This is a genomic window from Ruthenibacterium lactatiformans, assembly GCF_000949455.1.
Lineage (GTDB): Bacteria > Bacillota > Clostridia > Oscillospirales > Ruminococcaceae > Ruthenibacterium > Ruthenibacterium lactatiformans.
Genome location: NZ_JXXK01000056.1, coordinates 1 through 10280, shown reverse-complemented (window position 1 = coordinate 10280; position 10280 = coordinate 1). Strand labels below are relative to the sequence as shown.

10 protein-coding genes are annotated in these 10280 nt (G+C 55.0%); 8 read left to right on the top strand and 2 right to left on the bottom strand.

Annotation, left to right across the window (positions count from 1 at the left end; translation table 11 throughout):
- Positions 1–112: 112 nt before the first annotated feature.
- From TQ39_RS18980 to TQ39_RS18960, 5 genes are all read left to right on the top strand, one after another.
- Positions 113–1303 carry a tyrosine-type recombinase/integrase gene (locus TQ39_RS18980; RefSeq protein ID WP_050006697.1) on the top strand — a complete coding sequence of 397 codons (1191 nt, stop codon included), beginning with the start codon at positions 113–115 and terminating at the stop codon, positions 1301–1303.
- 94 nt (positions 1304–1397) lie between these two features.
- Complete coding sequence (gene ychF, locus TQ39_RS18975) at positions 1398–2510, top strand: redox-regulated ATPase YchF (protein WP_009323455.1); 1113 nt, start codon at positions 1398–1400, stop codon at positions 2508–2510.
- Between the two features lie 12 nt (positions 2511–2522).
- Positions 2523–3212 (top strand): 5'-methylthioadenosine/adenosylhomocysteine nucleosidase, encoded by a 690-nt coding sequence (locus tag TQ39_RS18970; protein ID WP_009323454.1) that lies wholly within the window; start codon positions 2523–2525, stop codon positions 3210–3212.
- 191 nt (positions 3213–3403) lie between these two features.
- Positions 3404–3919 carry an HDIG domain-containing metalloprotein gene (locus TQ39_RS18965; RefSeq protein WP_009323453.1) on the top strand — a complete coding sequence of 172 codons (516 nt, stop codon included), beginning with the start codon at positions 3404–3406 and terminating at the stop codon, positions 3917–3919.
- A gap of 178 nt (positions 3920–4097) precedes the next feature.
- A complete protein-coding gene (locus tag TQ39_RS18960) occupies positions 4098–5444 on the top strand; it encodes a glucuronyl esterase domain-containing protein (protein ID WP_050006696.1) in 1347 nt (448 codons plus the stop codon).
- Positions 5445–5577: 133 nt separating this feature from the next.
- Here the strand turns inward: TQ39_RS18960 and TQ39_RS18955 are convergent, their stop codons facing one another.
- Positions 5578–6009, bottom strand: coding sequence for a hypothetical protein (locus TQ39_RS18955; RefSeq protein WP_050006695.1), 432 nt, complete (start codon positions 6007–6009; stop codon positions 5578–5580).
- A gap of 71 nt (positions 6010–6080) precedes the next feature.
- On the opposite strand from TQ39_RS18955, the gene TQ39_RS18950 reads away from it, so the two are divergent.
- Positions 6081–6296 carry a hypothetical protein gene (locus TQ39_RS18950; RefSeq protein ID WP_050006694.1) on the top strand — a complete coding sequence of 72 codons (216 nt, stop codon included), beginning with the start codon at positions 6081–6083 and terminating at the stop codon, positions 6294–6296.
- Positions 6297–6725: 429 nt separating this feature from the next.
- Complete coding sequence (locus TQ39_RS18945) at positions 6726–7241, top strand: GrpB family protein (RefSeq protein WP_050006699.1); 516 nt, start codon at positions 6726–6728, stop codon at positions 7239–7241.
- 185 nt (positions 7242–7426) lie between these two features.
- On the opposite strand, the gene malQ is transcribed toward TQ39_RS18945, so the two are convergent.
- Positions 7427–8902, bottom strand: coding sequence for a 4-alpha-glucanotransferase (gene malQ, locus TQ39_RS18940; RefSeq protein WP_050006693.1), 1476 nt, complete (start codon positions 8900–8902; stop codon positions 7427–7429).
- A gap of 233 nt (positions 8903–9135) precedes the next feature.
- Here malQ and TQ39_RS18935 point away from each other — a divergent pair.
- Positions 9136–10280: alanyl-tRNA editing protein (locus TQ39_RS18935; protein WP_050006698.1), on the top strand; the 1145-nt coding region annotated here is incomplete at its 3' end.

Sequence of the window (10280 nt, the reverse complement as noted above, 5' to 3'; positions counted from 1 at the left end):
ATAGAACTATACTGCCATATAGCTTGTATTCTCTTGAGAAAAAGGCCCATTTATGATAAAATCAGTTTGTTGTATTGGCTCTTTTTCTCATGTCAGAAAAGGAGTTCAGCAAATGGGTAAAAATCTGAAAGGTAAAGAATGCGGAAATGGTATTTGTCAAAGAAAGGATGGTAGGTACTGCGCAAGGTTCGTAGATCGAAATGGTAAGCGCCGCTATCATTATTTTACATCGCTTCCAGAGGCTCGGAATTGGCTTGCAGATGCACAGTATGAGAATCGGCACGGAACTGTCCTTGCATCCTCTGATATGACGGTTGATGCATGGTATCAATACTGGTCCGAGACGATTATCGCAGGTTTGGTACCGAATACGCTCCGAAATTATCGTGATCGGTATATCCATAATATTCAGCCGGTAATAGGCAGTATGCTGCTGGCGGATGTGAAACAATTCCATTGCAAAATGGTGCTAAACAATATGGAAGATGCCTATGCGGGTTCCACAATTATGCAGGCGTATATCGCGATGGGGACCATGTTCAAATCAGCACTCATGAACGACTTGATTCCGAAGCATCCCATGAATGGTGTCAGATGCACAAAGCCGATTCGTGCTTCAGATGACATCCGTTTCCTCACAATTGAGGAGCAGAAAAAGTTCCTAGAGGTGGCAAAACGCTCCCACAATTATCTCCAGTACGCATTATTGCTGGAAACCGGCCTTCGTACTGGAGAAATGATCGGCTTGACTTGGGATGCCATTAATTGGGAAAAACGGACTTTGACCGTTGATAAAACACTTGAGTATCGGTATCAGAATGGTTGTTGGCGGGCGGGACCTCCAAAAACCAAACAAAGCTATAGGACGATTCCTTTGACCGACCGTGCATATGAAATTCTGGAGCAAATTTATGCCAGCCGTACCACTCGAAAACAGTCGCCAAAGCTTACCCAGGTTCTATTTTTTATTGATCGCCGTTCCGGTAAGCAAAGATCGCTTGTCATGAGTGATTTGGTCTTTATCAATTTCCGGACAGGCGAGCCTGCAAAAAATAGTTCTTACGATACACATTTGTACAAGCTGTGTGATGAGGCCCATATCAAACGGTTCTGCATGCATGTACTCCGTCACACATTTGCTACCCGGGCCATCGAGAGCGGCATGCAGCCGAAGGTTCTACAAAAACTGCTTGGACATGCAAGCATAAAAACAACAATGGATCGGTACGTGCATGTGACCGATGATTCTATGGAGAACGGCGTCCGGCAATTTGAGAAGCATCTGACGGAACAAATTGCCTAAGTGGCAGAAATGGTGTCAAAATGGTGTCAACGCTGCGATACGGTACGCTGCAACCCCTTGAAAATACTGGCTTTTTTAGGAGATGTGAGGAAAAATGAAATTAGGAATCGTAGGCCTGCCGAACGTCGGCAAGAGCACGCTGTTCAACGCCATCACCAGCACCAAAAATGCCGCTGCGGCGAACTATCCGTTCTGCACCATCGACCCGAATACCGGCGTCGTGCCCGTGCCGGACGCCCGGCTGGACAAGCTGGCTGAAATTTGGGATACCAATAAAAAAACGCCCGCCATCGTGGAATTTGTGGACATCGCCGGTTTGGTGAAGGGTGCGTCCAAAGGCGAGGGACTGGGCAATAAATTTTTGGGCAACATCCGCGAATGCGACGCCATCGTGCATGTGGTGCGCTGCTTTGAAGGCACGGACATTGTGCATGTGGAAGGCAATGTGGACCCGGTGCGGGACATTGAGACCATTGATACAGAGCTGATCCTGAGCGACCTGGAGGTCGTTTCCAACCGTGCGGCGCGTATGGCCAAGGCGGGCAAGACCGGAGACAAAAAGGCGCTGGCCAGCGCCGCATGGCTGAGCGCGCTGGAGGAGCATCTGGGCGCGGGCAAAAATGCGCGCACCTTCCCGCTGGACGAGGCCGACGAGGACCAGGTGCTGCAGATGCGCGAAATGGGCCTGTTGACGGCAAAGCCTGTAATCTATGCGGCCAATATGAGCGAGGACGATCTGATGGAGGGAATGCTGGGCAATCCGCATTACCAGACCGTGAAAAAGCTGGCCCTGGACGAAGGCGCGGAGTGCATCCCCATTTGTGCCAAAACCGAGGAGGATATCGCGGATTACACGCCCGAGGAGAAAAAGGAATTCCTGGCGGAGATGGGCATTGAGGCCACGGGCCTGGACAACCTCATCAAGGCCAGCTACGGCCTGCTGGGGCTCATCAGCTTTTTGACGGACGGCAAAAAGGAATGCCGCGCCTGGACCATCCGCCGCGGCACCAAGGCCCCTCAGGCCGCAGGGAAGATCCATTCCGATTTTGAGCGCGGCTTCATCCGCGCCAGCGTGGTGAAATACGACGACCTCGCCGCCTGCGGTTACAGCATGGCCAACGTGAAGGCCAAGGGCCTGCAGCGCACCGAGGGCAAGGAATATGTGGTGCAGGACGGGGACATCATTGAGTTCCTGTTCAATGTGTAAGGAGGCGCCGCTATGGAAAAGATCATCGGCCTGATGGGTGCCATGCGGGAAGAAATTGCGCTTTTGTGTGAGCGTATGACAGACAAGGGGGAGGAAACCGTTGCGGGCGTGACGTTTTACACAGGCCTGCTGCAGGGACGCCGTGTGGCGCTTTGCTGCGCGGGCATCGGCAAGGTAAACGCGGCCTGCGCGGCGCAGCTTCTCATTGCAAGATTCGGCGCAAAAGCGCTGGTATTTTCGGGCATTGCGGGCAATATGACGGATAAGATCGGCGTGGGCGACGTTGTCATCGGCGGCACGCTGGTGTACCATGACGCAGACCGTGAAATGATTTCAGATACGTTCCCGTATTTGAAGGAGTTTGCGGCAGACCCTGTGCTTGTGGCCGCCGCCGAGCAGGCCTGCACGGATGCGGGCGTAAAATATATTGTCGGCAAGATCGCCACAGGCGACACCTTTGTGGGCGACAGCGCCACCAAAAACGCCATTGCGGCTGATTGTGCGCCGGACTGTGTGGAGATGGAGGGCGCGGCCGTGGCCCACGTGGCGGCAAAATACGGTGTTCCCTGCGTGGTGTTGCGCGCCATGAGCGACAATGCCGACGAAGAAGCTTATGACACGCTGGTGGTGAAGGAATTCGATATTACGGAATACTGCACTACGGCGGCGCGTATCTGTGAGGACCTGATTTCCCGGCTCTGAATCACGGCGTGTTTTGCGGCGGCCCGTCCGCGGCAAAACGCGCCTTTTTCAAATCCAGGTAAAAGGTTTGTATGCGGTAACATTTTCTTGTAGATAATCCGGCTTTTTTCTCGTATCATAAGCACAGGGGCAAAACGCCCCGGCTGCACGCCCGCTGTGGGCTGTGCGCAAACGACAAAGAGGTGATTCCGATGCAGTGGAAAGAAGAGAACCGCGCGCTGTTCGCCGCCTGCCTGAACGGGCTGGAGGACGAGCCAATGGTGCGCGCGATGGACGCCATTCCCCAGCATGTCAAAGGCGTCAGCTGCTATGACCATTGCCTGTTCGTAGCTTATGTGGGTTTTACGCTGTGCCGCATTTTCGGGCTGGATTACCGCGCCGCTGCCCGTGCAGGGCTGTTGCACGACCTGTATCTGCAAAAATGGGAGGAGACAGACGTCGGGCGCTTCCGGCGGCTGGTCATCCATCCGCAGCTCGCGCTGGAAAATGCGCGCGCCTTCGGCCTGTCCCCCATGGAAGAGGACATCATCGGCAAGCACATGTGGCCGCTGACCGCGCCTTTGCCCTATTATAAGGAGTCCTATATGGTGAGCCTGGCGGATAAGATCTGCGCCACATTGGAGATGGCCCATCTATATGGCCTCTTGGGCGTGCGCCGGAACCTGCGTGCCTGCCGCCCCGCGCTGCTGCGCCGGGCCGTGCAGTAAAACGAACCGAAACACAGAAGCCCCGCTGCCGGCCGGCAGCGGGGCTTCTGTTGATCAGGGCTTGTGAAAAAGTACGTTTTTCCCTGTTCCCTGTTGATTCGCAACAAAAACAATGGAAAATACTCAAAAATCCTTTATTGTAAAATCATAGATCTTGGGTGAAAGGAGTTTTGTGCGGGTGAAAGAGAAGCAGAGGAAAAAATTCCATTGGTGGTATATCCCTCTGGGCATCGTGCTGGTTCTGGTGCTGACGGCGGGGGGCCTTGTGCTGTGGATGCACAGCATGCTGCCCTGGCCGAACATGGTGGCCATGACCAGTAACTTCCAGATGGAGCTTTCGGACCCCATGCGGGCCTATGTCGTGGGCGGCGAGCGAGATTATTCCACACTGCCCGAGGTGCTGGCGCTGCAGGACGGAACGGGAGTGGAAACGCCGGAGGATATGGCTTTGCGCCGGGCGGAGGTGCTGGACCTGTTTGAGAAGCATGTGTATGGTGTGCTGCCGAAGAATGGCTTCGAAACGTCTTTTGAGGTTGTGGAGGAAGGCGAAGCACTGGACGGCGCGGCCTTGCGCCGTCAGGTGAAGCTCACTGTCACAACGGACAAAGGCTCCTCCGATGCACTGCTTCTGATGTATCTGCCCAATTCCGACCGGCCCGCGCCCGTTGTGGTGGGGCTAAACTTCAACGGCAACCACACGGTGCTGGACGATCCGGCCATCCTGCCCTCTTATGCCAGCGAAAAGGACGCGGCCGTGCTGGAAGAGGAACGCGGCGGAAAAGCGGAGCGTTGGGCCATTGAAGAAGCTGTGGCACGTGGTTACGGCGTGGCCACTATTTGGTGCAACGATTTTGCCCCGGATGACGCCAAGGCTTACAGCAGCCGTGTAATTTCGCTGTTTGACGAGCCGGAGTTCAAGGCCGTGGGCGCGTGGGCCTTCAGCATTATGCGCGGCGTGGATTATCTTGTGCAGGACGCGGATGTGGACGCGGCGCGCATTGCGGATATCGGTCATTCACGCCTGGGCAAGGCGGCGGTGTGGGCAGGAGCCAACGATGAACGTATCGCGCTTGTGATCTCCAACGATTCCGGGAACACGGGCGCCAGTCTCACGCGGGAAAACCGCGGCGAGACACTGAAATCCATCAATGCCCTGTTTCCCCACTGGTTCTGCACAAAATATAAGGAATATGGAGCGGACGCCGCCTCCTTGCCCGTGGACCAGCACCTGCTGCTGGCCTGCATCGCACCGCGACAGGTATATGTGGCTTGTGCGGAGGGAGACCTCTGGGCCGATCCGCAGGGCGCATGGAACAGCCTGATGGCCAGCCGCCCTGCCTTTGCGCTGTACGGGCTGAACGTACTGCCGGACGGCTGCGTGGCCGAGGGCGAAACGCAGCCCCATGCGGGCCAGGCTTGCTGGAGCGGGGCCATGGGCTATCACAACCGCGCCGGATGGCATGACGTCCAGCGCGAGGACTGGGAATTTTATTTTCAGTACATGGACGAGTACCTGAAGGCGTGAGAGCCTTCCGTCTGCAAAAATTGAAAAACAGAACTGCCGCATCGGAATTTCCGGTGCGGCAGTTGTTTTTGTTCCTTCACGGCAGCCATAGGATGGTTCCGGCCGAAAATACAGCCTGCGGCTGTTTGAGCGCTTACAGAAATACATTCAATTCTCCGGCATATTCATTTTCGGCATGCTGCAGGCGCTGAGCCAGCGCGACAGCGCCCGGGTTCGCGTCGGGCGCGTCCTTGATGGCAATGGTCATATCTGTAACGCCCACATGGCTGCCTTCAATGAGCATCTCCGCGATTTTGCGGGGAGACTTATCGTACATCGTCTGCATCTTTACGCCCATTTTGGCATTCAGCTTTGTAAAAGCGTTCTGGCCTTCGGCCTGCTCGCCCTCTACGGCCAGCATTGCATTGGCCCGTTTGGAAAGGTCCTCGTATGTGGCCAGCTGGCGGTTCAGGTGTATTTTCAGGCGTTCGTCATCGGTGATACCCAAAAGCTGGGTGACGGTATTTTTACCCATCTCGGCATTTTTTACGACCTCGTTGAGCAATAGAACAGTTTGATTATCCATGGTGTTCCACTCCTTTTAGAATTAGGGTGCGCCATGGCCGGGAAGAATATGCACTTCAAAAAAGGCAAATCATGGCGAAAGAATGCACTGAAAATACACTCGGAGGCGAAACAAAAAAATTCGCAAGCAATAAGAAAGAGCATATGAAGAAATTGATTTTGCAAAAGCAAAAAAATTTCCAGGAAATTCGTCAATATGACGATAATATAGTTATATTTTTATCAATTATGCACGCAGCCTGCTGTGCGGGTTTTCAGATACATTGTGAAAAAAACATCATTTTATAAGGGTACACAGCTTTGGCAAAGGACAGAAAGTTTGTGCAATATTACAATAATAAAGCTATTGATTTATGCAAAATGACGGTATATAATAAAAATGTCCCAAGGGAAAGGGGACACGGAAGCCGTCCGATTGAGGGGCGGGAAATTTTAGAGATACCTTTAAAGGAGGGTACTGTTATGAAAAAGAATTTTCTGAACTATCTTGTAAAAGCGTGTGCTGCATACGAGTACTCCATGGGCTGGGATGTCGCATACATGCGTTACGAGAAAGGCTGCTGAGAGCAGTGCGGGAAACACGATGAAAAAACAGGGCCGCGCTTTGGGCGGTCTATCATAAGGAAGCTGACACCCGCTGACAAAGTTGTTTTTCGGCGGGTGTTGTTTTATAATAAATTGACCAACGACTCGGGTTCTCGAGAGGACAGCATTGTTATGATAGGGTTAAAAAGCGGAACGGTAAAGTTGGTGCAGCATCAAGAGGAATGGCATGAAAATGCTGAAAATGTAATCAGCGTATTAAAGCAACTCTTGGGAGATACTGCACTTGATATTCAGCATGTGGGAAGTACGGCCATTTGCTCAATTCACGCAAAGCCGATTATTGATATTGCCGTTGCTGTCCACGACATAAAGGATATATTGCCTTATATTGAAGTCCTGAAACAGCATAATATTTTTTTCCATGAAGGAGCTGTTGCAGGAGAAGTATTTTTTGTAATGGAAGATGGCGATATACGAACACACCATATCCATATCGTGAAAAGGAACGGAACAGGGTGGAGTAATTATATCAGTTTCCGGGACTATCTGAACGCAAACCCTGAAAAAGCGATGATGTACGACGAGTTCAAGCGGAAATCAGCAGTGCGGTTTGCAGACGACCGGAAGCGCTATACCGCAAGCAAACAAGAAATCATAGGCCAACTGTTGTCGGAAGCCAATATGTAGAAATTGCAATCGGCAACTGAAGCGTCCGGTTACCGTTTTTTCCACGGGCACTTTCCCCGAAAGCATCATAGTGGGCTACGCAGTATGAAAGGGCAAGGCAAACCATTGTGGTCTGCCTTGCCCTTAACTTCTTTACGGGATGCCGCCCATGTCAGCGGCCCTGTTTTTTTTGCTGTGCTTTAATGTCAGGCGCGGCCGTACAGTACGGCCAGCGCCGCGATCTTTTTGGCGTTGGCGGCGCAGAGCTGGCCGGGCAGCGCGCGCCACACCCAGTTCGAGCCGCCCAGCGTGGACGGCGTGTTGATGCGCGCTTCGGCCCCCAGGGCAAGATAATCCGCCAGAGGGATAATGCACAGCTCTCCGGGGCTGGCCAGCGCGCCGCGCACCAGCCCGGCGGCAAAGCCCTCCTCCCGGTTCAGCCCCAGGTAAGCGGCGGCTTTCTTCCGCTGGGCCGGGGCGGCGGTCCTGTACCAGGCGGCAGCCGTGGTGTTGTCGTGTGTGCCCGTGTACACCACGCAGTGTACGGGATGGTTATGGGGCAGATACTCGCTGTCTCCGGGGCCGAAAGCAAATTGCAGTACCTTCATGCCCGGGAACCCGCTCTCCGCCAACAGCTCATATACGCTGGGAAACAGCTCGCCCAAGTCCTCGGCCACGATGGGCACATCCCCCAGCGCCTGCTTCACGGCGCGAAACAGCTTCATGCCCGGGCCGCTGCGCCACTCGCCCGTTTGGGCGGTCTTCGCGCCGTAGGGGATGGCATAATAGGTGTCGAAGCCGCGGAAATGGTCGATGCGCAGAATATCGTAAAAATTCAGGGCATAGCGGATGCGCCGCACCCACCAGGCAAAGCCGGTTTTTTCGTGGTGGGCCCAGTCGTACAGCGGGTTGCCCCAAAGCTGGCCTGCGTCCGAAAATGCGTCCGGCGGGCAGCCGGCAACCTCTTTTGGGGCGCCGCAGGCATCCAGCAGAAACAGCTCCGGCGCGGCCCATACGTCCGCGCTGTCCGCCGCCACATAGATGGGGATATCCCCCATGATCTCGATACCGTTTTCCCCTGCATAGGCCTTGAGGGCGGTCCACTGGAGGCTGAACTCGTACTGGCAGAATTTCCAGAAATGAACTTCCGCCTCATGCTCGGCATACAGCTGCCGGATGGCCTCCGGCGTGTGGGAACGCACGGGCTCGGGCCACTCCAGATAGCTTTTCCCTTCATACAGGCCCTTGGCTGTCATATACAGCGCATAATCCTCCAGCCACCAGCCCTGCTCGTAGCAGAAGCGGTAGTAGTCGTCCGGGTACCAAGTGGAAAAACGGGCGAAAGCCTTGCGCAGAATACCGTACCGGCTGTGGTACAGAGCCGCGTAATCCACTGCGCCCTCGTTGGTGCAGCATTCCTTTGCCCCGTACTCGCCTTTTTTCAAAAGACCTTTTTTGCGCAGGATATCGAGATCGATAAAATAGGGGTTGCCGGCAAAGGCCGAACAGCTTTGATAGGGGCTGTTCCCAAAGCCCGTAGGTGAAAGGGGGAGCATTTGCCACACTTTCTGCCCAGCCTTTTTCAGAAAATCAATGAACACGAATGCCGGTTTGCCCAACGAGCCGATGCCGTAAGGCCCCGGCAGGCTCGCCACCGGCATCAGGATGCCGCTTTTGCGCATGGTTTCCTCCCTTGCTGCCCGGCAAGCGCCGGGCGGTTGCTCACCGAAGGCCGCGGAAAGGCTCTGTTTCAGAGCTTTGCCTCCGGCGGCCCGGTTATATGCATTATAGTACAATTTCCGGGGTTTCGGACAACGAAAAGTTGGCGCTTTTTTTAGTGCTTTTGCTGAATTTTTATGTTACAATATCCCCGATATCAAAAATCGGCCTGTTCATTGAAAGGAAAGAAAACGGCATGGCAGAGACGAGAAAGCTCTATTACGAAAACGGCGCCTGTTTACAGTTCTGCGCTACTGTGCTGAGCTGCGTGCCCACGGACGGCAATTTTGCCGTAACGCTGGACGCCACGGCATTTTATCCCGAGGGCGGAGGCCAGCCGGCGGACCGGGGAGCCCTGGGCGGTGCGCGCGTTCTGGATGTGCACGAAAAGGACGGTGTAGTGGTGCATACGGTCACAGCACCGCTGCGTGTGGGAGAGATGGTCCAAGGTGATGTGGACGGCCGCCGCAGGCTGGATCACATGCAGCAGCACACGGGCGAGCATATCGTCAGCGGCATCGTACACGCTCAGTTCGGCTACGACAATGTGGGCTTTCATATCGGCGCGCAGGATGTAACGGTGGATTTTTCCGGTCCGCTCACCGATGCGGAGTTGGCCGATGTGGAACGCGCTGCCAACTGGGTGATATGGCAGAACGCGCCCGTGACGATAGCTTGGCCCGCGCCTTCGGAGCTGGCGCAGCTGAACTACCGCAGCAAAAAGGAGCTGACGGGCGCGATACGAATCGTGACGGTAGCGAATGTGGATGTCTGTGCCTGCTGCGGCACGCATGTGGAACGCTGCGGCCAGGTGGGCAGCATCAAGCTGACGTCCGCTCAAAGCTATAAGGGCGGAACCCGCGTTACCATGCTGTGCGGTATGCGGGCGTATGAGGATCACTGTATCAAGTTTCAGAACGCCGAGGCAGTCTCCGGTCTGCTGAGCGCGAAGATCAATGAAACAGCGGCTGCCGTGCAGCGCCTGGCGGATGAAAACGCGGCGCTCAGAGCGGAAAAGGCCGCGCTGGAGACCCGTCTGTTTGCGGCGGACGCCGCCGCGTTCCGCGGCAGAAAAAATGCGCTGGTATTCGAGCCCCACCTTTCCCCCGACAGCCTGCGCCGCCTGTGTACGGCACTGATGGAGCAGTGCACGGGTGTGTGCGCGGCTTTTTCGGGCACGGATGCCGTAGGCTACAAGTATGCGTTGGGCAGCGCCGGAGGGGCAGATGTGCACGCTCTGTGTAAAGAGATGAACGCCGCGCTTGGCGGCAGGGGCGGCGGCCGGGAAATGCAGCAGGGGTCGGCGGCCTGCACCCGCGGGGATATTGAGGCGTTTTTTGC